This window comes from Mesorhizobium sp. BHbdii (genome assembly GCF_053848045.1).
The window spans coordinates 1-22,637 of the sequence record NZ_JBSPKX010000017.1; the positions used below are offsets into that span (position 1 = coordinate 1).

Genomic DNA, 22,637 nt, shown 5'->3' on the forward strand with positions numbered 1-22,637 from the left:
AGCGTATCGTTCATGACGTTGCCGGCGTAGCCGATGAACGTATCGAAGGCCGATTCGTCCTTACCGACGCGCAGCCCACCGAGCTGGATCCAGGCGAAGTTCAGCGAGACGCCTCTGCTGTAGGCTTCGTTGAGGACCGGAGATGTATCGCCCTGGACGTTGCGGAAATTGAAGCGGGTCTCGGTGTACGTCTTCAAGGTGCCGAGCTCGGTTTCCTGGCCGGTCCAGGTCTTCAGCGCGAAGCGAGCACGCTTCCAGTAGGTATCCTGATCGTCGCCGTCCTCGACGTCGACGGTCCCCGCACCGGTGAATGCGCCGATGTCGCCGACGCCGATGTCGTAGCGGACATAGCCGCCGATGCGCAGGCAGGTTTCGGTGCCGGGGATGTAGAAGTAGCCAGCGCCGTAGACGTCACAGATGCGGACGTATTCAGCGGGTTCCGGCTCGGCAACGACGACGGCGTCGGCGGCGCGCGCACCGGAAACTGCGACCAGTGCCGCAGCGGAGCCAAGAAGAAGGCTCTTGATGTTCATTTTGATCTCCTTGAATGATTTGAAAAGGGCGAGGCGTCGATGGACGAACCGCTCCCTTGTCCCCACGATCGAAAAAGATGCGCATCACGAAGCATCCTTCCCGGCTCGAACGCTATTCACCGGACCGAATAGTGCAAGTTCAAACTCCGCTTCCGACCAAATCTTGCAGTATCAGTTGTATTTTTATCACGAAATTCTCAGTATTATTTGCACAAATTGAACAACTATACATTTATACAAACCGCACAATTGGTACATTGACTATTTGGGTACGCATCAAATGTGCACGAACAACCACCGGCGCCTGACCAACGTCAGACAGCTCCAATCAGAGAAATAGCCTGAGCGGCCGATGCAACGACTTCTGTGTTCGTACCTTCCCTGAGCAATTCGAGAGGAACGCGGCCCTTGAGAAGAGGCGAGGGACTGATCAGCCACAGCCAAGCCAATCTGGGATCGGAGATCGAGGAGAGCACCTGCCGGATTCCGGGCATGGGCCTGCCGTCGATGAACTGAGCCAAGGGAAATACATGCTTGCGGGAGCCTCTTCGAAAGGCAACCACATCATTGTGCTGCTGCCACCAATGCAGCGTTGACCGCGGTATCCCAAAACGTCTCTCGAGATGCGTCGAGCCAGCAACTGGACCGGCCCACTCTGCAATGCGCGCGCCTTCTCTCGGATAATCTTTCAGTACCGAATGCCCGAGCGGATGATCGGCTGGCCGGGGCCGCGAAGCGATCTCACACGCCTGAGCGTTCAGCCGTCGCGCTGCTTCGGCCTCAAGCCTGCCAAGTAATTCAGCGGCCACGGCAGTCAAATCGGCGGAAGCAGAACCCGAAGGCGCAACAGCGGCCCTGTCACCCTGCCTCGCCTCATCACATTGGGCGAGAATGCGCTGCACCTCCCTCAGGACAAAGCTTGAAAGCTCGCTCTGGCGCTTTTCATCCGCAAGATCACTCGACCCAGACATATGTGGCTTTCCCAATAGCATTCCCTCATCAAGCCGCCGAAAGAGCGCTGAAGACCTGAAGCTTGGAGGACGGCGATGTGTTGCGTTTTCGCATGCTCGCGACCTAGCGGCAGTCTCGCGGCTTCAACTTGCGCCTCTCAACAAAAAGGGGAACGCCGATGAACGACGGGCCCTGTCCACACGATCGAAACAGACGCACATTGCAGTGCATCCTTCGCATTATGATGCTCATTTTTGCAAATGCAAAGTTTGCCCTACAGCCATATGTAATTTAGACGTTGCTTTTATGCAACGATGTTCTCAGCTTTACTTGTACAAACGGCACATATTGTACATTTAAGCGAACTGTAGATGTGATTGCAACTTTGATGCTCCGCATTTTTTGGCGAATACAGGCTTCACTGTTGCCGCGTCGCGTTAAATCAAGTGCGTTGCACCTCCTTCATGACTAAGGTGAAAGCCCGCCCTCGGGAGGTCCCATTTTGCGTATCGCTCGATCCACTCATGCCGGGCTTCCCGGCAGGAAGAGCAGGTTTTAGCTGGTGCCTCAGCCCACTACTGCAGCCGAAGGATCAGGCGCCGCGTCCTTGTCACCAGCGACCAGCAGGCCCCGTGCTGACGCTACATATTAGGAGGCGCTTCCTGCTGAAGCCTGCAATGTGCGAGGATTCGCTGCAGCTTTCCTGCGTTTTTGTCCCTGGCTGTGATGAGGGTCGCCTTGCCGAGGAGGTGGGAGAGTAGCTGCCCGCCGGTATGATATCGGGACTGACTGTCGCCGAGTCACTCGTCTCGAACGCGTGGAGGAGACCTTCACGAAGGATAGCTGAGCGGTGATATGCAAAGACGAGAGCATTCACCACTTGCCTGCGGATCGTGGATGGCTGGCCGACAATGTCAGCGTAGAGGAATGGCCGATCTCATTTCTCGGTGTCGACCCGATCCTTAAACCGGTCCGCCGTGAGGCTGTTCGGAGCTATATCGACCGCGGATCGCAATGAACTGTTCGCCGGTTGACGCCCAGCCCGGATTACCACGCAGTCGAGCTCCCAACAGAGACGACGCCGCGGACGCAGTCGCGCATGTGATCGCGAGGATGGCGTCAGTCGCCGAAGAGCGCCTCAGCGACGGTGGGATGCCAGCGTGACCCGTCGAGCGCACGAAGGACGAAGGTCCCGCCGTTCAGCAGCCGACAGGCTGCCCCGCGCCAGTGAGCGAAGCCGGATGGCCGAGACCGCCAGAGCTGCCGAAGAAAAGCGGGGATCGTTCAGAGCACCCGGCGCGCTACAATACGGGGGTCCTCTTAGACTAGAATCTGGCTGGATTCCTGAAGAGCTGATCGCGAAGGCGGAACCTTGCGCGGCGGCTGTATGAGGCTCGCACGGATCAACGCTGAATGCCTGCGCCAGTCGTCCGAGCACACTGACGCTTGCGGAGACGCGGGCGCGTTCGATCGAGCCCACATAGCGCATACCGACGCGTGCAGCCAACTCTTCCTGCGTCAGACCCTGCTCATGGCGCAAGCGACGCATGTTGATCGCCGTGACCTCTTTGAGATCCACGAGCGAGATAGGCGCTGAAAAGGAATTATCGTTCTAGGAATGACCCTATTATTTATAGTTGCTTGTTGCCGAGGGCTCAGCCGGGTCGAGAACCAACCGCCGCCAGCCTATCGAGAACAAAAAGAGCTATGAAGCCAGACATTGCTGACGAAGTTCCCTGGTCAGACAGCATCACGAGCTACGACAGGCAACATCGAACCGTTTATTTGCGCATCCTCGACGCCTGCGCCGACAATGCCAGCGTGGGGGACATGGCCAATCTCATTCTCGGCATTGACCCGGTCTTAGAACCTCGCCCGCGGGCTGTCCGCAGCCAAATCGAGCGCGCAAACTGGATGGTGACGACCGGCAGCAAGCACCTGTTCGGCGGCTGAATACGGCGCGGATTGCCACGCCATTTAGACGAGGAAGTCTCGGTACCCGCCATTCATCAGCGCGAGTGACGGCGCGGCGGATGCGATCGCGCATTCATCGCCAGGACCCTTCCAGTGGGCCGGACGCGCCCTTCGCCGATCAGTGCTTCAGCGATCTCGCGGTGGGATGCTCCAGCAAGCGACCCGTCGAGGGCGCGAGAACGAAGCCGAGGTTCGAACTTCACACGGTCCAGCGCAATCATGCTGAATTCCCGGACGTTCGGGTTGGTGTAGACTTTGGTCTTGACGAAGACGTCAAACGCTTCGACGTCCTCCACTGCAACAATAAGAACGAAATCGGCATCGCCTGTGATCATATAGCACAGCGTAACTTCTTTTGCCGCCCGCATACTCCGCTTGAAGTCGTCGACGAGGTCGAGACGCTCGCGATCCAGTTCCACCGCAACAACGACAGTCAGCGACTTCCCGAGCGCTTTGGGGTCAACCAGCGAAATGTCAGCAGTGATAACCCCGTCGGCGCGCAACTTATTGACGCGGCGCATGCATGACGCGGCAGAGGAACTCACGAGGTCGGCAAGTTCGGAGAACGAGAGCCTGTTATTTTTTCGAAGCGCAGCGAGAATGCGCCGGTCAAGATCACGAAGCGGTCATACATGGCGCGCAGATAGGCGGTGCCGGCCAGGATGCTGTCACGCGGATCGGGCGGATCGGCACCCAGCCCGTGCTCGACGCGCATCTCATCATAGGTGCCGGGCATCACCTGCATCAGCCCAAGCGCGCCGGCGCGCGAGGTGATCGGACGGCCGTCGAGCATGGTCTTGCCGTCGCTCTCGGCATCGATGACGGCATAGATCCAGGCCTGTGGAATGCCGAAGCGCCGGCTTGCCTCCGCGACGAAGGCCTGCCATCGTTGCAGCTGCGGACTATGGGAGATGACGACCGGCTGAGCGCCGGTCGAGGCGGAACAGGCGCATGGCGCGAGGGCGGTCATGCCGAGCATCAGGAGGGTTACTCGGTCCATAGCGGCACGAGCCTCCCGACAATATTTTGAGCGGGAACCGGCCCGAAATAGCGGCTGTCGAAGGAGCGATTTTGCTCGCCGCCAAGCAGGAAAACCTCGTCACGGCCAAGCTTCCGGCAGCCGCTCCACCATGGCAGCGGACGCTTTTGGGTGTCGGTCGCGAGCCGGCGGGCGACGATCTCGCCATCGATGATGATGGCGTCGCTGAAAGCGCAGACATGCTCGCTGGGAAGCGCCGCAAGGTGCTTCACCAGCGGCAGGCCGCGGGGCAGATAGCCGCGCTCGGCGGCGAGACTGGCGACCGGCTGAGGGCGCGGACGAGCACCAGATCGCCGCGCGCTGGCGCTGCCGCAGCCACGCGGTAAAGACCGACAGGCGCGCTGGCCGAGGCATTCCACACCAGTCGGGGAGACGGTTCGGCGAGCGCCGTGACGCCGAGGCCGATGATTGCGGCGGCGAGCGTCTTGCGCGCGCGCATGCGCCGCAGACGGCTGCCGATCAGCTGGATGGACGGCCGCCGGCTCATGGGCGGCCTCGCTCGCCGGCAGCGTCGGAACCGCTCGCATTATCCCCTGGCTTGGATTGCTGCGAGTGGCCTTTCGACCACTCGTCGAGCTCGTCGATGTGGTAGCGGACATAGCGGCCGTGCTTGCGGAATTTGGGGCCGTTGCCGGTCAGCCGCATCTTCTCCAGCGTGCGCTGGGAGAGCCCGATATAGAAGCCGGCCTGCGCGGTGTTGAGAAACGGGCTGCCCTTCTTGGCGCGGGCGGCGCGTTCGTTTTCATCGTCCATGATGATCCTCGTTTCGCCGACTGATGACGGCTGCGATGATCGGCGAGCGAGAGCGCTTGCGGGACGGGCGAAGAGTCGGATGGGAGTTTTCGCCGCCCTGGGGCGGGCGAGCCCCCGCGCCAGCTCACGGCGCGGAGGCTCTTGGGCTTTGCCGGTCAGTCGACCGGGTTCCAGATGATGGCATAGGTGTCGTCGTCATCCTGGCCGGCGGCGCGGCCGAGATTGGCGTAGAGCTTGCGCGGGCCGAACTCCGGTGCGGCAATCGACAGGCTCACATAGTCCTTGCCGGAAGCCTCGCCGATCCTGATCCAGCCGGCGCCGACCTCGACCCCTTGGGTCAGCACCCGGAAGTCGGGATGGGTGTCGGCGCTCTTGGCCTGGTTGGGCACGATGTCGATGTCGGCGCGGACGCTGAGCGTCTTGAGCTGGCCCTTGTAGCCGCCGTTTTCCTGCCTGGTGACGTAGCCGATCGCGGTCATTTGGAAGTCTCCTTTTGGTGCTCGCCGGGGACCATTCCCCTGCGATGGCGGACCGTGATGGGCGCGTCCGGCCTGCCCGAACCCGTCAGGGCCGCAGCGGCAGCGGAGGACCCGAGCGGGGCGGCTTTTTTGAAGCGAAGCGGCGCGAGGAAGCCGCCGCAGGCGGCGGGGAAAAAAGCTGGCGGCCGAGGGTTTCGGGCGGGCTGGATCCGCCCATAGGTCATCAAGCCAGCGGCAGGGGAATGGTCCTTGGAGTGCGCCAAAGAGACGGCCTGGCGACGCGGTCGGTGCAGCCGACAGAAGGTCAAGGCGATGGCAGGATCGCGAGACGCTTTAATGCCGTGCCGACATCGACATCGTGCCGGGACAGCATGCGCCAGAATTCACGACCGGGCGCATGGCGAACTTGTCAGGTGAAGCTGAAAAACGGAGCGGCGCGGCGCCCGCGAGAGACCTGGCCGGGCAGTCATTGCTGGCTGAAAGTTGGGCGAGCGGCGGCGTCCAGAACGTCGCCGCCCGCCTGCCGGGATCACTCGGACACGAACAGAGGCCGGACCTTCGACCATTGGTCGGCGGTGCGGAAGCCGCCGCGATCCGTGTAGCTTTCGACCGGGAATTTCATCCAGCGCGGCAGCCAGCCATCGACCTTTTGCCTGCCGTTGTCGCCGCACAGGAAGTCGCGGATGATTGTCTTTTGCGTCTTCACCTTCTCCGCAACGTCGCCATCCGCGACGAGCTTGCCGCCGACATCGGCAAGCATCGCATTGGCGACTTCCCTGTCGCGCAGCAGGTCGAAGAAGGACTCGTCCGGCTGCCAGTAAGCGCCGACGTTGACATTCAGATGATTGCCGAGCGCCTCGATCAGGGCGCTGCCGGCGGCAAGCGTCTCGGCCATGACGAAAGCCAGAACGCGCAGAACATCGTCATCGGAAAGCGAAAGCAGCCGGGCGAAGATGCTGGCCAGAGCGAACTCATCACTATTACCGCCGGCGACCGCACCGTCTTCGTCCGGCGATCCGAGCAGCGTCAGAACCTCACACCGTTTCCCGGCGAAGGCGGCTTCGGCGCGGCTTGCGGCAACGCTCGCGGCAACCGTTTCGTTCGCGGCGCGCTGTGGCTCGACCCGAACTTGCCAGAGGCTGGAGCCGGCAATGGCATGCGCCACCATCAGGCGGAGCGCTGCGCCCGGATGGTTGAGCATGGCTACACGAACGGCGGCATGGCGATGCAGATCGACATAATTCTGCATCGGGCCGCTGAGTTCGGGGCGGGACGGCTTGGCGGGCGTTTCGGCGTCCTCTGCGCCCTCGCCGGCCTCGCCATGCGAGCGGGCGCGGCGGGCTTCCTTGCGCGACAGCCAGCCCTCGTGGCAGTCGACCTCGCCGCGATGCGAGACGGTGATGACGACCTTGCCGCCCTTCTTTCTGGCGGCGATCGCCTCGTTCTGCTTTTGCCAGAACAGGTCAGCGTCGGCGAAATAACACTCCTCGCCGAACAGGTCGGAGACGGTCAGGCCAGGATAGTCCTCGATGGGAAACAGCGCCACCTTGGTGGAGATCGACTGGCCGCCGAACAGCCATTGCTTCAGTTGCCAGCCGCGCGGGGCATGTTGATCGGGATCGGAAAACAGCACCAGCCAGTCCTTCTGCTGCGCCTTCGACGCCATGGTGAGATGGCGCACGTCTCGGTGTCGATCTCCTCGCGGCGATAGGCCTCGCGTAGCTTCGGCAGAAGATCGCCAAGCGCCAGAATGCGCTTCACCTGATGCTCGGTGAGGCCGAAGGTGGCGGCGATATCGCCAACGCCGCGGCCCTCCTTGATCAGCCGGGTGAAGATTTCCCATTGCGACACTTCATCGGGATCGAGGCGGGCGATGTTCTCGATTAGCGAGGCCTCCAGCGCGTCGGCATCGTCGCCCTTCTCCATGATGGCGCAGGGCAAGGGCTCGGCCTCTCCGCGCTCGTCGGCCACGGTCTTTGCCGCGAAATAGCGCCGCCGCCCCGCGACGATTTCGAAGGTTTCCGGCGTGCCGTTGGGCCGCACCAGAAGCGGCACCAGCACGCCACGCGCGCGGACCGAGGGCAGGATGTCGGAGATGTCCGGCGCGCGTCTGGAATGGCGCATGTTGATGGCCGAGACGCTCAACTGGTCGATGGAAACATGGGCAAGCTGCATGGTTTTCTCCTTTGGGCTGGTGTGAAAAATAGTCCCCGCCGCTAGGCCGCAGGCCGAGCGGCGGGAACGGTTTGCGCCTAGCGGCGCGGTCGTCCCGCCGTGTCGGGCGGAAGCTCGGAAAGGGGGAGCGAGAGAGCGGCGGCGACCTGCCGCAAAAGCCGCTCGGCCTCGGTTATATGGCCGGCGATGCGCGCGGCCTCGGCATAGACCGACAGCGGAAACCGCGCCTCGAAATGCAGATCGCGCTCGATGCCGAGGCCAAGCGGCCCCTTGACGATTTGAAGCTCGGCAAGGCTGACGCTGCCCAGTTCGGGAAAGCCGAAGCCGAGGTCGCAAAGGCCGAACAACGCGTCGCCGTCCGCATCAAGTTCGGTCAGAAGCCAGGTTGCGGCGCCTGCCGGATTGAACAGTTCCACAACGGGAACATGGTCGGTTTCGGCATCGGCAGCGCCGTTGGCGAGAAGCCGGGAACGGAGTTCGTCGGTGATCAGGATCACGGCCATTCTCCTCGTCAGAACAGGTCGAGCTTGTTGCGCGCGGCCTCATCGAAGAGACCGATATCGAGCGGCTTCTGCGCCGCGCGCGGGCGCATCGGCGTGTCAGCCAGTAGGGCAAGGCGGTCGCGCGTGGTGATCGGGCGAACGCCGGGAATGAGCGTCTGCTCGCCTTCCGGCGTGGTTTCGGTCTGCAGCATGCGGGGATCGCATTTGCTCATGCCGCGATCTCCTCGCGGTCCGCGCCTTCGGCATCGGCCTGAAAGCCAAGGACGAAATCGGCGGCTTTCGAGGCGTGGCTGGCAGCGCGGAAGATGGCGCGATTGTCCTCGCGCAGCACCTTCAGCCATGAGCCGATGTAATCGGCATGGCGCACGGTCGGCTCGATGCCGAGAGTGGAACAGACAAAGGCGGCGGCGATTTCGGCGACCAGTTCCTCGCGGGCATAGGTCTTGGAGCCGAACGAACCGGAGAGGTCACGTACAAGCCGCGTCGGGTGTCCGGTCCAGTGGCCAAGCTCGTGAAAGCAGGTGCGGTAATAGTCGATCTGCGCGAAGAAGGCAGGCTGCGGCGGCACCTGCATGTAGTCGCCGGATGGCATGTAGAAAGCGCGATCGCCCCCAATCCGGAAATCCGCGCCGCTTGAGCGCATGAGCGCCTCGGCCTGCGGGATGATTTCGCGCTCGGGCAACAGCTCGGCGGCGGCATAGAGGTGCTCCGGCAGGCCGTCGCACTGCGCGACATTGAAGACGGTGAAGCGCTTCAAATACGGCACGGCCTGCGGTTCGTCGCCATCCGCTCTGGCACGCTCTTTCTCCTCTTTCGGAACAAAGCGGTCGGTATGCACGATGGTCGTGCCGCGTTCGCCCTTCCTGACATTACCGCCGAGGGAAAGCGCCTGCCGGAAGGTCAGCCAGTTCTGGCTGGGGAAGCCGCGCTCGATGACCGCGCCCCACAGGATCAGGATGTTGATGCCGGAATAGAAGCGCCCGGTGGCCGGATTCCTCGGCAGGCCAAGGCCTGCCTTGGCCCGGCCCCACGGCTTTACCCACGGCACGGTGCCGCGCTCCAGTTCGGCAAGATGCGGTCGGTGATCTCCTGATAAAGGCTCGCGCCCGGGCGGCCGCCTTTCTTTGCGCCATGTGTTCCACGGGCAGAACGTTTTCCGGTTGCACGCATCGTCTGGTCCTCCCCTCACAAATCTCGCGCGCCTTTCCCCGGAAGCGGGGTGGGCGGCGAGACGCGACCGGAAAGGCCCGACGTCAAAGGCGGTCTGCATCCGCAGGACCGGAACGGAGGTGGAGGACCCGGAGCGAAAGCGAAGGGTTGCGGGCCGCCGCGGCGGGCCTAGAAGGGAGTGCCGCCCACCCCGCGCCACCGGGAAAGGCCAACGGACAGACCGCGCCGGCCCATGGCCGGCGGCCATCAGCAGCCGGCAGGCTGCTCCGCGCCAGGGAGCGAAGCCGAATGGCCGAGACCGCCTGAGCCTGTCGAAGAAAAAGCGGACTCGGTTCACGAGCACCCGGCGGGCGCCGTCAGGCGCGCGGGCGCCCAACTATGACCGGAGCTTGGACAGAATCTCGCATGGATCCACGCCAAGCGCAGCCGTCACGTCGAGAAACTCAACGACATCGAGGCGCCGCTCTCCACCTTCGTATTTGGCGACGAAGGACTGCGGACGACCAAGCTTCTCGGCAACCTGCGTCTGGGTCAGGCCGCTGGCCTTGCGTAGCGAAATCAGCTGATCCAGAAATCGCTGGTGGCGGGGCGATCGAAGAGATTTGGGCATGTAAGCGAACCGGTCGGGAAAGGACCGGCTCAGCGACTAATCCCGGTTTCGGATTATCCCAGTTTGGGATATGCTGCTTTCGCTCCACCATGCGAGGACGCGAGGATCGCAGCAGACAATGAATCGACCAACCCAAACTGATGAGGCTCAAATATCGGAACTGTCTGACCAAGTCCCCTGGTCGGACAGCCTGACCGCTTATGACAACCAGCACTTCACGATCTATTTGAGGCTCCTGGACGCATGTGCCGATGATGCCAGCGAAGAAGAGATGGCGCAGGCCATACTGGGCATCGATCCAGCGAAGGAGCCGGCTCGCGCCCGGAAGTCAGTCCGCAGCCATCTCGACCGGGTGCACTGGCTCGTGACGACGGGATATAAGGAGCTGTTTTCGGGCTAAGGGGCCGTGTATGGACGGCTCTCCGTTGGCAAGGGCTATTTGAGCGTTCGCAGTTGCTGGTTGGTGCGGCCATGTATCCGACCTGTATGTGCGGCCTTTCATGTGCCGCTGGCCATAATGCCATTCGGGCGGCTCAGGTCCCGATCGAAAGCTCGCACTCGAGGTGCACGGCCCCAGTGGGTTTTCCTGATCCGGCGGTTTCAACCGGCTTTGTGCATTAGCTCCTATCCGCCCTTTCCAACCTCGTCGGCGATCGCGCGCCTTGTGTCGTTCTACGCGATGATCGGCTCCTTGTAGCGCGCACCGCTGGTCATCAGTGCCCAGACCATCCGGGCGGTCTTGTTGGAGCGCGACCGCTGCAGCCTTCGTCGTTCGTCGGGCCATCAGCTGCACGAGCCAGGTTGCCTCGTGCCGTGCCGCTCGGCATAGCGGATGACGGCTCTCCTCCGCCTTGCGGCTATAGTCGCTGGGCCAGAGCTGGAGGAGAGCTGAGATGGACAAGGGTACGACGATTGGTCTGGATATCGCGAAGTCCGTGTTTCAAGTCCACGGCGTAGATGCCGTGGGCCAGGTTGTCATTCGAAGGAAGCTGACCCGTGGGCGAGTGCTGGGGTTCTTCGAGAAGCTGCCGCGATGTCTGGTCGGGATCGAGGCATGCAGTTCCTCGCACTATTGGGCGAGAGAGCTGGCTGCACGAGGCCATGATGTGCGGCTGCTCCCTGCACAGTACGTGAAGCCCTATTTGAAGCGGCAGAAGAACGATGCCGCCGATGCAGAGGCCGTTTGCGAGGCGGCGACCCGGCCAACCATGCGCTTCGTGCCAGTGAAGACGCCAGAGCAGCAGAGCGTGATGATGCTGCACCGGGTTCGATTGATGCTCAACCGCCAGCGCACCCAATTATCGAACGCGTTGCGCGCACCTCTCTCCGAGTTCGGAATCGTGGCGCCGATCGGGCGGAATGGAATCGAGCAACTGCTCGTCGTCATCAACGAACGACCAGAGGGTGCCAGCCGACGCACGGCTCTGCTTGCGGATGCTCGAGGCACAGCTCATGGTCGTGAAGGCACAGATCCTCGAGAATGATCGCAGGGTCCGGGCGAGTGCGCGAGAGACCGAGCTGGGTCGCAGGTTGATGGAGATCCCCGGGGTAGGCCCGCTGCTGGCGAGTGCGTCCACCGCATCAAAAGCCGGCGACCGCTACAGAAGAAACCGTCTATGTCCACCGTTCATGAGCGAGCGTCCGCGTTTGATGGCGCGGCGCACGATATCACGCAGATGGTCACCAGGATCAGCCCAGTCGCGCTCAACGCGGGCTTTCCCGAAGAGGGCGATGCCGATCTCGCGATGCGGCGCGCCAGTGATGGAACCGTCGAGGGCACGCAGGACCCAACGCAACCGCGCGCGGCGAGGCTCGGCCGGAAAGAATCTCGACGGGAGCTTTCCGGTCCACCGGATGCTGTTCAAACATTCGAGCCCATTCAGACGCTGCTTCACATGAGTGGGCGGCCAGAGAACTGTGGAATTCAATCGCGCAGGTTCGAGGAGGTTGGTCCCGGAGGCAGCCAGCTGCAAGCTCCTGCCACCGTCCTCGACCAGGACGTGCTGATGCCCGTCCCCCGTCAGGAGGATCGAGGTCCGGCAGAAGAGCGTGGCGAGATCGAGCGAGTCTATGCTTGGCGACCCCACTGCACGTTGCGCGGCAACGGACAGAACGTGCGGACATTGGCGGGGGCACCAGAAGAGTTTCGCATCACTCTCGAGCGAACTTGCAAAACAGAAGCCCCCACCGCGAAAGATCGACAGTGGTCGAGGCCAGCCTTATTATGACCACGGACCGGGCTTGCGAACATTCGGCGTGGCGCAGAGCGACCGCCAGATCTTTCTGGAAATCCGGATTGCGCCTGAGGAACTCCCAGGCCCAGCCGCACCTCGTCAGGCGCGCCGTATATTCGTATGCGCCGTCGTCTTGCCAGTCCGGCCAGGCAGGGCCAAGTCTCGTCTCGCCCATTTCATCGATTTCCAAGTAGAACTGGATCACATGCCGAGGGTCAGGCGGCCTTCATTACCGGCGCCCACAGCACCGGTCCCTTGATGCCGCCATTGCGACGGATGGCTGCCAGGCTGCCGGTGGAGACGTCGAGACATCCGGCAACGGCGCGCGTATTGCCGATTGCTTGGGGATCGGCCAACCGTTCGAGCGGCCAGCCTGCGCGACGCAGGATTCTCTCTATGCGCAGATCGGTGACGGTGACGATACTGCGCAGATCGCGCGACAGGCCAAACTCAATCATCCCGGCGAACAGCTCGTAGGTGCCGAGGGCGATCCCTGCCTGTTTCGGCGCAGAAGGCGGGAGATCAAGCGCGAAACGGCTGCTTTCCCAAATCCGTGGATCGTCCGGCAGCGAACGGTGTCCGAGGAGAATGGAAAAGCTATCGCGCAGCATCGTCGGTCCGGTGGTCGGCAACATGCGGACGCAGCCATCGATGCGCCCGGTCGGCGCCCGCAGCAGCAAATACTGGGGACCCAGCGCATCGAAGGAGTCGACCTCATAGCCACCGCTGACCGAAACGTCCCATTGGAGCCGGTCACTGAAGACGCGGTGCCGCAAGCGGTGCATCTCCTTGAGCTCGTCGGCGAACTCACCATACCGATCCGGCGTGATCAACTGCATCATGGCGGCCTTCTCCTCGCATGAACAACTGCTGCGATTGGAGGGGAAGGCCGGGGCCAATTCATCCTGTGCATGTGCACAGGTTGAGAGGAACGTTATTTGAAATCGGATGGCTTGGACATTGCCAGCCGAATGGCGGCCTGAGTGCGGGTCCGCACGCCAAGCTTTTTCTTGGCGTTGTCGAGATGAAAGGCTGCGGTGCGCTGACTGATCCCCAGGATGTGAGCGATGTCCCATGCCGACTTGCCCCGAGCGGCCCACTGCAGGCACTGGAGCTCCCTTCGGGTCAGAGCAACGCCATCGACCGCCCGGCCGTCGGCCAGCTTACGACGGGCATGGACATGGAAGTAGATCGCGATGAGCTGCAGCTCGCGTTCGTACCGGTCGATCACGCGCAAAAACAGAGGCTGCCTTTCATCGGACGCGAAAGTCAGTGCTGCAAAGAGACCGCGACGGTCATGGATCGGGATGGTGAAGCCGCAGCGAATGCCGAATTGCGTTGCCTCGTCAAACAACTGTTGCTGTAGCGTCGACAAGCTGAAATCGCCGCCGTCCGCTCCCCAGCTAAAGGTTTCCTGACGGCAGCGCGCCTGGAGGATTACCGGGTCGATATCTTCATAACGGCTGTGCAGGTAGTGGGATGTCCAGGGGTGGGGATAGGTCGAGATCAGGTCCGTCCCACGGCCCGACCGGGGCGAAGGGAAGAGGTAGGCGAAAGACGGCAGATCGAGCGAAGCGGCCGTCTCAGCCAACGTGTTGCGGAGGTCGATCGTGTCAACGCTATCTGCCAGTTGCTCGACAAATGTATGGAAGACGTTATGCATACCTAATCCACACCACACACGGCGGAGGTTGTCCCGCCATAGATGCCGCAAGCGCAGGAGGTTCATCAAAGCGCTTGGCGTTCAGCAGCGAAGCGCAGTCACAGGGATCATTCGGCTGTCGCGCATACACGAGCTGATCTTGGATAATTGTCTCCAGCCGGTTTCGCCAGTCCTCAGCCGACTTTATGGCACCGGCAGCTGTCTGGCTGCGAGCCGTCCAAGATTGTCTCATCAAAACCAGCCGGCGAGGTTTCTAGAGGTTCGAGGTCGCGTTGCTTAGCATTCATCATCTTTTTTTATTCAAAATAGCGTCGCCGCTAAATAAGAACCTCAAAACGGCTAGTGCGCAGACACACAGCGAATTAAATGCCCGGCAGGAGACTAAGCTCGCTGCCGGGCCGCCTTGGGAGGCGATTCTCAATGGGCCGACGTCCGTTGGGGACGATCTGCCCGCCCCAATCGGTGACGACGTTGCAACCCGCGGGGCAGCGCCCCGCGGATATGTCAAAGCACCAGCCATCTGTCGCCGTCCCGCCTCGCGTGTCCTTCTTTCGCGAGCTTGTCCAGATGGGCTTCGACATTGCGCTCCGCCGCCCAGGCAAGCCGCTTGTCGGTCTTCCGGTAAAGGGTCCTTGAAATCTCCCCGGCTGTCGCAGACGCCTTGGCGATCTGCCTCCAGATCGCGTCTTCGCGCTGTACCCGCTGTTCCAGAAGCTTGCGTGTATAGGGGATCGGATCAGTCAGCGGCGGTCCGTGCCCCGGCAAATAAAGCCGGTCCTTCGCCGAGATGAGCCGCTCGAGCTGGCGGCAATAGGCAGCCATATCGCCGTCCGGGAGCATGACTATGGAACTGTTCCAGGCCATGACGTGATCGCCACTGAACAACACGCCATCATCGCGCCGGAAGCAAAGATGATCGCTAGCGTGGCCGGGCGTATGCACGACCGCAAGCCCGGCGACGCGGTCGCCGTCAGACAGCGGCGAGTCGGGGCGGAAGGTATCGTCCGCGAAAAAGGCAGAGGCATAGACCTTGAGGCCGGTTTCCTTCTGCAGGCGCGATACGGCGCCGAAATGGTCGGAATGATGGTGCGTGACGATAATGCCCGCACCCCGCCCGCCTAGCGTGGAAACCATCGCATCAAAATGCCGTTCGTCCTCGGCCGGACCCGGATCAAGCACGTAGAGCCCATGGGGCGCCTCGATCAGATAGGTGTTCGTGCCGTGGTAGGTCATCTGCGAGGCATTCGCGGCCACCATGCGACGAACTCCGGGCGCGACCTCGTGGAAGCGCGCGCGTTCAGGTTCTGCCTCTTGTCGGAAACGGCTTATCTCTCGCATTCAGTCCCGATGTCCCGGGTACAATTTGAGCCGATTGGGCGCGCAGTCGCGGGATGCACAGGCCTCGACTGCGCCGTTAGCGGGAATTACAGCGCCTTCTCGAGTTCGGGCAGGATCACGAAGAGATCCCCGACGATGCCGTAGTCGGCGACCTGGAAGATCGGGGCTTCCTCGTCCTTGTTGATGGCGACGATGACCCTGGAGTCCTTCATGCCGGCGAGATGCTGGATCGCGCCGGAGATGCCGCAGGCGATGTAAAGGTCGGGCGCGACGACCTTGCCGGTCTGGCCGACCTGCCAGTCGTTCGGCGCGTAGCCGGCGTCGACAGCCGCGCGGGAAGCCCCGACCGCCGCGCCGAGCTTGTCGGCCACGGGCAGGATGACCTCCTGGAACCTCTCTGCCGAGCCGAGCGCGCGACCGCCCGAGATGATGAGCCCGGCGGAGGTGAGTTCGGGGCGTTCGCTAGGCGAAAGCCGGTTCTCGACAAATCTCGATACTCCGGGGTCGGCTGCCGCCGAGAAGCTCTCGACGACAGCCGAATTGCCTTGGGAGGCTGCTGGAAACGATGCCGTGCGCACGGTGATGACTTTCCATGCATTCGGCGACTGAACAGTCTGGATGGCATTGCCGGCATAGATCGGCCGCTTGAAGGTATTGGCCGATACGATCTCGATCGCGTCCGAAACTTGCATGACGTCGAGGAGGGCTGCCACGCGCGGCATGATGTTCTTGCCATTGGCGGTGGCCGGCGCGACGAAGGTGTCGTAGATGCCTGCAAGCGAGAGCAGCATCTGCGCCATCGGCTCGGCGAGCCGATTCTCGAGATGGTCGGCTTCGGCAAGCAGCACCTTGCGCACGCCTGCAAGCTTCGCCGCCTGATCGGCGACTGTCTTGCAGCCCTTGCCCGCAACGAGGATGTCGGCGTCGGAACCGATCTTGAGGGCTGCCGTCAGCGCCTTGGCGGTCTGGTCGGAGAGCGATGCATTGTCGTGTTCGGCAATCAGAAGAATAGCCATTTTGTTTGCTCCTATCGCCTTTGACTACAATACGCCTGCTTCGTTCTTGAGCTTGTCGACCAGTTCCGCGACGGTTTTGACCTTGACGCCGGCCTTGCGGCCGCCCGGCTCCTCGGTCTTGAGAACTTTCAGCCGCGGCGCAACGTCGGCGCCGTAGTCGGCCGGCGTCTTCTCGTCGAGCGGCTTTTTCTTGGCCTTCATGATGTTGGGCAGCGAGGCATAGCGCAGTGGATTGAGCCGCAGGTCGGTGGTCACGATCGCCGGCATCTTCAGCTCGACCGTCTGCAGGCCGGCGTCGACTTCGCGCGTCACCTTGGCCTTGTCGCCTTCAAGCACGATCTTCGACGCGAAGGTGCCCTGGCTCCACCCGAGCAGCGCCGAGAGCATCTGCCCGGTCTGGTTGGCGTCATTGTCGATCGCCTGCTTGCCGAGGATGACGAGGCCCGGCTGTTCGGCCTCGACCACGCCCTTCAAGACCTTGGCGATGCCGAGCGGCTCGGTCTCGCCTTCGGTCTTGACCAGGATGGCGCGGTCGGCGCCCATGGCGAGCGCGGTGCGCAGCGTTTCCTGCGCCTGCTGCGGTCCGATCGAGACGACGACGATCTCCTCGACCTTGCCGGCCTCCTTCAGCCGGATCGCCTCTTCGACCGCGATTTCGTCGAACGGGTTCATCGACATCTTCACATTGGCAAGCTCCACGCCCGACCCGTCCGACTTGACCCGGATCTTCACGTTGAAGTCGACAACCCGCTTGACCGGGACGAGTAGCTTCATCACATCCTCCCGAATTATCGTCCATACCGGCGATGGGTTCGACATCATTCGCTCGACCCCAATATCCCGAACGCGACCTAAGCGCGTTCTCTCGCAGTTTGGCCGGCGTATTGTCGATGAGGCACACCTCGCCAAGGCAGCCCGAGACAAAAAGACGACCCGGCCGGTCAGCTTCGTCCAGAGGTGCGAGATCGCCATCTCCGCAGTTCGCAATATTCGACCCCGGTGAGCTCGCCGTGAGAATCTCTCACCTCGCCTCCTCGATCGCTTCCGCGGGACTGCGCCTTGGTCATCAGCCGCTCGCCGTGTGGTCTCGACCGAGATGTCGAGATCACCGGCGCTATCTGCGCCTTGTGAGCACGTACCGCAAATGAAAACTTACCTTGTCATTAGGAAGAAGGATCAGCCAAATTGCATCCAGATGACCACATATCCGGCTAATCTTGGCCATTTGATGCAGGAATTCGTCGTGGAATCGACCGCATCCATGTGTGCATATGACCGCAGTTCAGAAGGACAATCGGTTGACCAGTTCAGTGCGATTGCGAAACTTTCAGCGACCGCCGTGCAGCGGCGCCTGAAGCGGCTGCGCGATAACGGCGTCATCAGGCGACGTCTCAAGGTCCTCCTTGCGGGTATGGGAAAGGCTTGTCCGCAATCACGGCAACCAGACACCCGGCACGGATGGCCGATGCGGCGTACTACCGGCCCGAACCTGTCAGGCAACGGATGATGCCGAAGCCTGGCAAGCCGGGAAAATTCCACCCGCTCGGTATTCCCACGCTGACCGACCGACTGGTGCAAATGGCTTTGAAGCTGATCCTTGAGCCCATCTCTAGCTTTAGTGCCCGTCCACACTACACGACAGTGATTTGGTGGGAGGTCGAGAATCAGTTGGAATGAAGGATTCGTCTCGCCAAAGAAGGATCCTTCGATGTCCCTTGCTCCCGACGCTCTCGCGGCGACTTTATCGCGCTGTGTAGACCTGAGCCAAGACCGCCGCCACACTTTGGTTGTGCTGATCTGGGATGGTCAGCGCGGGTACGGTGAATCTGAGCCACCTCGCGGGGGCCTTTTTGCGGGCCGGCCAAGCGGGCCGTGGCGGAGTATCTCCCACGCTCGACGATCCGCCTTCGGGGCCGCCACACCGGTGGAACCCAAGTTCGTGTCGCCGGTCGATCCGGCGGCGCGCTGGACCGCCTCTTGGGACGGCCCGGCCGTCTACGCATATTGCACGAATGGAGCACGCCATCATCGTGGACGTGGAGCCCTCGACTGCCGTGCGTCAGGCCGAGATGACCGCCGCCAAGACCATGATCGAGCGGACGCACGACAATCTCAGCCTGTGGCCGGAGCGGCTGATTGCCGACACCGGCGACGGCTCAGCCGAGATGCTGAACTGGCTGGTGCATGAGCGCGGGATCGAGCCGCATATCCGGGTCTTCGACAAGTCCAAGCGCAAGGACGGCACCTTCTCACGCGAGGACTTCACCTACCACCACGCAAGCGACAGCTATCGCTGCCCGGGTGGTAAGGAATTGCGGCAGTACCTTCGCCGGTTCACCTCACCCCGTGACGGTGTCGATGACGAAGGCTTCATGCGATATCGCGCCAGCAAGCTGGACTGCGATGCCTGTTCGCTGAAACCGCGATGTTGTCCGAATGCGCCGGCGCGCAAGGTGATGCGCTCGATCTACGACGGCGCGCGCGACATGGCTCGCGATATCGCCAAGACCACGCCTACCAGACCTCACGCTACCAGCGGAAGAAGCGTGGAGATGTTGTTTGCGCACCTCAAGCGCATCCTGAAGCTCGACCGCTTGCGATTGCGAGGGCCCTGCGGAGCCCGGGATGAGTTCCACCTCGCGGCCATCGCCCAAAATCTCAGGAAATTAGCGAAGCTCTCCAGCCTAAGCGCACCAGTGCTCGCCATTTAAGGCGATCAGGGGCGCTGCCGCCGCGATCGCGAGGCATTAGAAAGACGTGACCATCGGCTTCATCGCCGACTTCTTCAACACAATCGGTCCAGCGGCGGTCCAGCGGCTACATTGGCGATGGACCGAGTTCCAGTTTCCGAACTCGGCGGGCAGGTCACGCCAGGGCGAGCCAGTCCGGGTGATCCAGAAGACGCCGTCCAGAACCTTGCGGTGATCCTGCGGCCGCCGACCGCCGCGCGATCGGTTCTCGATCAGGAACGGTGCGAAGAACCCCCATTCCATACCCTCGAATCAACGCTGCCCTCCGGCGGCAAGACGCAATCGCGCAGCGGCCGCACCCGTTTGATCGTCGCCCGGTAAAGCGGATGCGCCTTGTAATCAGCAAGCTCGGTGTCGCTGTCGAATTCGCCTTAGACGACAAATTCGATTTCCTTGCTTAGGGGATCGCTCCTGCGGTTGCGGCCAATCTCAAGCAGGCGTGCGTGCGGAATGTTCGTCAGCAGCGCAAGCATATCCCAAGATTGTCATTGCTCTTGCCAGTGAAAAAGACGATATGGCGGATCATGATCTGACTTTCAGCTGGCTTCGTTAGACGAGCTGACCCATATCTGGGCTCGCTCAAGGCGTGCGATATGAGCGCGAGAGATCGTGGTGGGGCAGGACCTCGATGTTGTCGATCAGCCGCGTCTCGCCGAGCCAGGCGGCCACGAGCAGGCGCCCGGGTCTGTCAAACGTCTGCATCGGCGCAAGGTCGTCCTCGGCCCGCAGCTCAAGATACTCAATGCGGGCGTAGCCTGCCGCGGCGATCGCCGAGCGCGCCTCCTCGAGGGTGGCCTCGACCGGCGCTCCGCCGGCGATGCGCGCGGCCGCTTCGAAAAGGATCGCGGCAAGCTTTGGCGCGGCCTGCCGCTGCGACGGCGACAAGCGCGCGTTGCGTGACGACATCGCCAGACCGTCCTCCTCGCGTACCGTCGGACAGGCGACGATCTCGATCGCCAAGTCGAGGTCGCGGGCCATGCGGCGCACGACGTGCAACTGCTGGAAATCCTTTTCGCCGAAGAAGGCGAGATCGGCACCCGTCTGGTGGAAGAGTTTTGCCACGACGGTCGCCACCCCGCCGAAATGCCCCGGCCGATAGGCCCCGCACAGGCACTCGCTCACCCCGCTCACCGAAACGGCGGTGGCAAAACCTTCCGGATACATCTCCGCTCCGTCCGGCGCGTAGAGGATGTGGGCGCCGAGCGGCGCGAGCTTGGCGGCATCCTCATGCTCGGTGCGCGGATATGCGGCGAGGTCGGCCGCGTTGTTGAACTGCTTCGGGTTGACGAAGAGGGTCACGATCACTCGGTCGGCCCGCTCAAGTGCGGCGCGCACCAGGCTGAGATGGCCCGCGTGCAGGGCGCCCATGGTCGGCACGACGGCGATCCTGAGGCCTTCCTGACGCCATACGGCCACCGTCTTGCGCAAGTCGTCAAGGGTCCTGATGATGGGTATGCTCATGCTGCTTCTTCTCCCTTGACGGTCTTCGGCTCCTCGCCGAACACATGCTCGGCCTCTGGAAAGCGGCGCTCGCGCACCTCCCGCGCATAATCCGCGATCACGGCCGATGCGGCGTCTCCCAGCTCGGCATAGCGCTTGACAAATTTCGGGCGGAAGTCGCCGAACAGGCCGAGCATGTCGTCGACGACGAGGATCTGGCCGTCACAGGCCGCCGAGGCGCCGATGCCGATGGTGGGGATCGCGATTTCCTCGGTGATCCGGCGGGCGAGCGCCTCGGGCACTTTTTCGAGCACCACCGCGAAAGCACCCGCCTCGGCCACGGCCGACGCGTCACGCCGGATGCGTTCGCCGTCCTCGCCCCTGCCCTGGACGCGGTAGCCGCCGAAGGTGTTGACCGCCTGCGGCGTCAGGCCGACATGGGCCATCACCGGGATGCCGCGACCGGTGAGGAAACGGATCGTCTGGGCAACCGCCTCGCCGCCCTCGAGCTTGACGGCCGCGCAACCGGTCTCGGCCATGACACGGGCCGCGTTGCGGAAGGCCTGCTCCGGGCTTTCCTCATAAGAGCCGAAGGGCATATCGACGACCATCAGCGCGCGTTCGAGCCCGCGGCGCACGGCCTTGCCGTGCATGATCATCATGTCGAGCGTGACGCCGAGCGTCGAGGGAAGGCCATGGAGAACCATGCCGACGCTGTCGCCCATCAGCACCACGTCGCAATGGGGATCGACGAGCCGGGCGATAGGGGTCGTATAGGCCGTCAGGCAGACGAGCGGCGCCTTGCCCTTGCGCGCGGCAATGTCCGGTGGCGTAAGAGCCCTGGTTTGTCCCGTTGCGCTCACGACGTCTCCTTCCCTCACGTCACCCACCGCGGTGTCGCCTTTGGCATATTTTTGTGCAGGTGCGAAGGCTAAATTGGCAGGGCATGTGAGTTGACGCGCTGACCGTTATTGGTGAGAACAAAATTCAATCGGTTCAGCTACTTCTCGGCTCCGTCCAGGCATTTCAGGACCATGAACGATCGCGCAAAAGGCACAAAAAATGGCAGAGCCGCCGCCGGCAAGGCCGACACTGCCATGGTCGACCTGACCGCCGTTGTCGTTGCGGTGAGCGACAATGAGCCCTGTGTGCTGACCATCGAACAGGCGGACACCTTGCCCTCCGGTCCGCTTGCGCACGAGCACCGATCGCTGCAGTCCGGTCTTAGGGCATGGGTCGAAGAGCAGACCGGTCACCCGCTGGGCTATATCGAGCAGCTCTACACTTTCGCCGATCGGGACCGGGCCGGCACCGAGCACGAGCAGCGCGTCATCTCCATCAGCTATCTCGCCCTCACCCGCAAGGAACATGCAGCCGCTCCGTCCAGGTCCGGCTGGCAAAGCTGGTACGACTACTTCCCATGGGAGGACCACCGTGCTGGAACGCCGCAGATGGTGGGGGAAATCTTTCGACCGCGCCTGCTCAAATGGGCGGATGGCGCGGACGGTGCGACGCGCCTCGAGCGCCGGCGGCGGGCGGCAATCGCCTTCGGCTTCGACGACCGCCCGTGGAACGAGGACCTCGCACTCAAGCGCTACGAGCTGCTTTACGAAGCAGCGCTGGTGGAAGAGGCGACACGCGGTTCGGTCCTCCCCCCGCCGGTTCGCGGCAAGTCCATGGTCGCCGATCATCGCCGCATCCTGGCGACCGGCATTGCGCGGCTGCGCTCCAAGATCAAATACCGGCCGGTCGTCTTCGAACTGATGCCGCCGGCCTTTACCCTGCTTCAACTGCAGCAAACCGTGGAGGCGCTTGCCGGCAGGCTCATACACAAGCCTAACTTCCGTCGCCTCATTGAGCAGCACGAACTGGTCGAGGAGACTGGCGAAAGCAGCGTGGAGACCGGTGGCCGGCCGGCGAAGCTTTATCGCTTCCGCCACGCAGTGCTCGAAGAGGGAGAGGTTGCGGGGGCAAAATTGCCGCTGGCGCGGGGTTGACTCTTATACTCA

Annotated in this window: 27 protein-coding genes and 5 pseudogenes; 6 read left to right on the plus strand and 26 right to left on the minus strand. The window is 62.5% G+C overall.

Going from position 1 to position 22,637, the window contains the following annotated elements; all coding sequences use genetic code 11:
• The 3 genes and pseudogenes from ACWTU8_RS30805 to ACWTU8_RS30815 all read right to left on the minus strand — a co-directional run.
• A partial coding sequence (locus tag ACWTU8_RS30805; protein WP_455851108.1) for a porin occupies window positions 1–533 on the minus strand: 533 nt, incomplete at its 3' end.
• Between the two features lie 314 nt (window positions 534–847).
• On the minus strand, window positions 848–1,504 hold the full coding sequence (locus ACWTU8_RS30810; RefSeq protein ID WP_455851109.1) for an antitoxin Xre/MbcA/ParS-like domain-containing protein: 657 nt from the start codon (window positions 1,502–1,504) through the stop codon (window positions 848–850).
• A gap of 1,373 nt (window positions 1,505–2,877) precedes the next feature.
• Window positions 2,878–3,063: pseudogene (locus ACWTU8_RS30815) on the minus strand (helix-turn-helix domain-containing protein); the annotation flags it as partial.
• A 128-nt stretch (window positions 3,064–3,191) separates the two neighbouring features.
• Here ACWTU8_RS30815 and ACWTU8_RS30820 point away from each other — a divergent pair.
• Window positions 3,192–3,437, plus strand: a complete 246-nt coding sequence (locus ACWTU8_RS30820; RefSeq protein ID WP_455851110.1) for a hypothetical protein — start codon at window positions 3,192–3,194, stop codon at window positions 3,435–3,437.
• A gap of 56 nt (window positions 3,438–3,493) precedes the next feature.
• On the opposite strand, the gene ACWTU8_RS30825 is transcribed toward ACWTU8_RS30820, so the two are convergent.
• From ACWTU8_RS30825 to ACWTU8_RS30880, 12 genes and pseudogenes are all read right to left on the minus strand, one after another.
• The gene (locus ACWTU8_RS30825) at window positions 3,494–4,060 is read right to left on the minus strand and encodes an Lrp/AsnC ligand binding domain-containing protein (RefSeq protein WP_455851134.1); all 567 of its coding nucleotides are present in this window, start codon (window positions 4,058–4,060) and stop codon (window positions 3,494–3,496) included.
• Window positions 4,000–4,458 (minus strand): lytic transglycosylase domain-containing protein, encoded by a 459-nt coding sequence (locus tag ACWTU8_RS30830; protein ID WP_455851111.1) that lies wholly within the window; start codon window positions 4,456–4,458, stop codon window positions 4,000–4,002. Before ACWTU8_RS30830 ends, ACWTU8_RS30825 begins: the two co-directional genes overlap by 61 nt.
• Window positions 4,446–4,709, minus strand: coding sequence for a S26 family signal peptidase (locus ACWTU8_RS30835; protein WP_455851112.1), 264 nt, complete (start codon window positions 4,707–4,709; stop codon window positions 4,446–4,448). Before ACWTU8_RS30835 ends, ACWTU8_RS30830 begins: the two co-directional genes overlap by 13 nt.
• The gene (locus tag ACWTU8_RS30840; RefSeq protein WP_455851113.1) at window positions 4,706–4,984 is read right to left on the minus strand and encodes a hypothetical protein; all 279 of its coding nucleotides are present in this window, start codon (window positions 4,982–4,984) and stop codon (window positions 4,706–4,708) included. The genes ACWTU8_RS30835 and ACWTU8_RS30840 overlap by 4 nt, the downstream gene beginning before the upstream one ends.
• The gene (locus tag ACWTU8_RS30845) at window positions 4,981–5,250 is read right to left on the minus strand and encodes a helix-turn-helix transcriptional regulator (RefSeq protein WP_455851114.1); all 270 of its coding nucleotides are present in this window, start codon (window positions 5,248–5,250) and stop codon (window positions 4,981–4,983) included. Before ACWTU8_RS30845 ends, ACWTU8_RS30840 begins: the two co-directional genes overlap by 4 nt.
• Window positions 5,251–5,405: 155 nt before the next feature.
• Window positions 5,406–5,729, minus strand: a complete 324-nt coding sequence (locus tag ACWTU8_RS30850) for a DUF736 domain-containing protein (RefSeq protein ID WP_455851115.1) — start codon at window positions 5,727–5,729, stop codon at window positions 5,406–5,408.
• A 529-nt stretch (window positions 5,730–6,258) separates the two neighbouring features.
• Window positions 6,259–7,410: a hypothetical protein gene (locus tag ACWTU8_RS30855; protein WP_455851116.1), complete on the minus strand. Its 1,152-nt coding sequence runs from the start codon at window positions 7,408–7,410 to the stop codon at window positions 6,259–6,261.
• On the minus strand, window positions 7,314–7,904 hold the full coding sequence (locus ACWTU8_RS30860; protein WP_455851117.1) for a ParB/RepB/Spo0J family partition protein: 591 nt from the start codon (window positions 7,902–7,904) through the stop codon (window positions 7,314–7,316). The genes ACWTU8_RS30855 and ACWTU8_RS30860 overlap by 97 nt, the downstream gene beginning before the upstream one ends.
• 77 nt (window positions 7,905–7,981) lie before the next feature.
• On the minus strand, window positions 7,982–8,401 hold the full coding sequence (locus ACWTU8_RS30865; RefSeq protein ID WP_455851118.1) for a DUF2958 domain-containing protein: 420 nt from the start codon (window positions 8,399–8,401) through the stop codon (window positions 7,982–7,984).
• A 14-nt stretch (window positions 8,402–8,415) separates the two neighbouring features.
• Window positions 8,416–8,619, minus strand: coding sequence for a hypothetical protein (locus ACWTU8_RS30870; protein ID WP_455851119.1), 204 nt, complete (start codon window positions 8,617–8,619; stop codon window positions 8,416–8,418).
• Window positions 8,616–9,577, minus strand: a pseudogene (locus tag ACWTU8_RS30875) (ArdC family protein). Before ACWTU8_RS30875 ends, ACWTU8_RS30870 begins: the two are co-directional and overlap by 4 nt.
• A gap of 376 nt (window positions 9,578–9,953) precedes the next feature.
• A complete protein-coding gene (locus ACWTU8_RS30880) occupies window positions 9,954–10,187 on the minus strand; it encodes a helix-turn-helix domain-containing protein (protein ID WP_455851120.1) in 234 nt (77 codons plus the stop codon).
• A gap of 118 nt (window positions 10,188–10,305) precedes the next feature.
• Between ACWTU8_RS30880 and ACWTU8_RS30885 the strand changes: the two genes are divergently transcribed.
• Both ACWTU8_RS30885 and ACWTU8_RS30890 read left to right on the plus strand, forming a co-directional pair.
• The gene (locus ACWTU8_RS30885) at window positions 10,306–10,587 is read left to right on the plus strand and encodes a DNA -binding domain-containing protein (RefSeq protein WP_455851121.1); all 282 of its coding nucleotides are present in this window, start codon (window positions 10,306–10,308) and stop codon (window positions 10,585–10,587) included.
• Window positions 10,588–11,080: 493 nt separating this feature from the next.
• A complete protein-coding gene (locus ACWTU8_RS30890; RefSeq protein ID WP_455851122.1) occupies window positions 11,081–11,671 on the plus strand; it encodes an IS110 family RNA-guided transposase in 591 nt (196 codons plus the stop codon).
• 114 nt (window positions 11,672–11,785) lie between these two features.
• Here ACWTU8_RS30890 and ACWTU8_RS30895 read toward each other — a convergent pair whose 3' ends face one another.
• The 7 genes from ACWTU8_RS30895 to ACWTU8_RS30925 all read right to left on the minus strand — a co-directional run bounded on the left by ACWTU8_RS30895 (window position 11,786) and on the right by ACWTU8_RS30925 (window position 17,212).
• On the minus strand, window positions 11,786–12,274 hold the full coding sequence (locus ACWTU8_RS30895; RefSeq protein ID WP_455851123.1) for a DUF2285 domain-containing protein: 489 nt from the start codon (window positions 12,272–12,274) through the stop codon (window positions 11,786–11,788).
• Between the two features lie 64 nt (window positions 12,275–12,338).
• Window positions 12,339–12,596 carry a transcriptional regulator domain-containing protein gene (locus ACWTU8_RS30900; protein ID WP_455851124.1) on the minus strand — a complete coding sequence of 86 codons (258 nt, stop codon included), beginning with the start codon at window positions 12,594–12,596 and terminating at the stop codon, window positions 12,339–12,341.
• A 40-nt stretch (window positions 12,597–12,636) separates the two neighbouring features.
• Complete coding sequence (locus ACWTU8_RS30905) at window positions 12,637–13,263, minus strand: acyl-homoserine-lactone synthase (protein WP_455851125.1); 627 nt, start codon at window positions 13,261–13,263, stop codon at window positions 12,637–12,639.
• Window positions 13,264–13,355: 92 nt separating this feature from the next.
• Window positions 13,356–14,084, minus strand: a complete 729-nt coding sequence (locus ACWTU8_RS30910) for a LuxR family transcriptional regulator (protein ID WP_455851126.1) — start codon at window positions 14,082–14,084, stop codon at window positions 13,356–13,358.
• Between the two features lie 504 nt (window positions 14,085–14,588).
• Window positions 14,589–15,341, minus strand: a complete 753-nt coding sequence (locus ACWTU8_RS30915; RefSeq protein ID WP_455851127.1) for an MBL fold metallo-hydrolase — start codon at window positions 15,339–15,341, stop codon at window positions 14,589–14,591.
• 167 nt (window positions 15,342–15,508) lie between these two features.
• On the minus strand, window positions 15,509–16,438 hold the full coding sequence (locus ACWTU8_RS30920) for an electron transfer flavoprotein subunit alpha/FixB family protein (protein ID WP_455851128.1): 930 nt from the start codon (window positions 16,436–16,438) through the stop codon (window positions 15,509–15,511).
• Window positions 16,439–16,462: 24 nt separating this feature from the next.
• Window positions 16,463–17,212, minus strand: coding sequence for an electron transfer flavoprotein subunit beta/FixA family protein (locus ACWTU8_RS30925; protein ID WP_455851129.1), 750 nt, complete (start codon window positions 17,210–17,212; stop codon window positions 16,463–16,465).
• A gap of 648 nt (window positions 17,213–17,860) precedes the next feature.
• Here ACWTU8_RS30925 and ACWTU8_RS30930 point away from each other — a divergent pair.
• Window positions 17,861–18,115 carry a hypothetical protein gene (locus tag ACWTU8_RS30930; protein WP_455851130.1) on the plus strand — a complete coding sequence of 85 codons (255 nt, stop codon included), beginning with the start codon at window positions 17,861–17,863 and terminating at the stop codon, window positions 18,113–18,115.
• A gap of 196 nt (window positions 18,116–18,311) precedes the next feature.
• A pseudogene (locus ACWTU8_RS30935) lies at window positions 18,312–19,149 on the plus strand (transposase); the annotation flags it as partial.
• Between the two features lie 87 nt (window positions 19,150–19,236).
• Here ACWTU8_RS30935 and ACWTU8_RS30940 read toward each other — a convergent pair.
• From ACWTU8_RS30940 to panB, 4 genes and pseudogenes are all read right to left on the minus strand, one after another.
• Window positions 19,237–19,431, minus strand: a pseudogene (locus ACWTU8_RS30940) (transposase); the annotation flags it as partial.
• Window positions 19,401–19,714: pseudogene (locus ACWTU8_RS30945) on the minus strand (Dabb family protein). The pseudogenes ACWTU8_RS30940 and ACWTU8_RS30945, both read right to left, overlap by 31 nt.
• A gap of 53 nt (window positions 19,715–19,767) precedes the next feature.
• Window positions 19,768–20,649 carry a pantoate--beta-alanine ligase gene (gene panC, locus ACWTU8_RS30950; RefSeq protein WP_455851131.1) on the minus strand — a complete coding sequence of 294 codons (882 nt, stop codon included), beginning with the start codon at window positions 20,647–20,649 and terminating at the stop codon, window positions 19,768–19,770.
• Window positions 20,646–21,491, minus strand: coding sequence for a 3-methyl-2-oxobutanoate hydroxymethyltransferase (gene panB, locus ACWTU8_RS30955; protein WP_455851132.1), 846 nt, complete (start codon window positions 21,489–21,491; stop codon window positions 20,646–20,648). Before panB ends, panC begins: the two co-directional genes overlap by 4 nt.
• A gap of 171 nt (window positions 21,492–21,662) precedes the next feature.
• Between panB and ACWTU8_RS30960 the strand changes: the two genes are divergently transcribed.
• On the plus strand, window positions 21,663–22,625 hold the full coding sequence (locus tag ACWTU8_RS30960; RefSeq protein WP_455851133.1) for an NUDIX hydrolase: 963 nt from the start codon (window positions 21,663–21,665) through the stop codon (window positions 22,623–22,625).
• The last annotated feature ends 12 nt before the right edge of the window (window positions 22,626–22,637 follow it).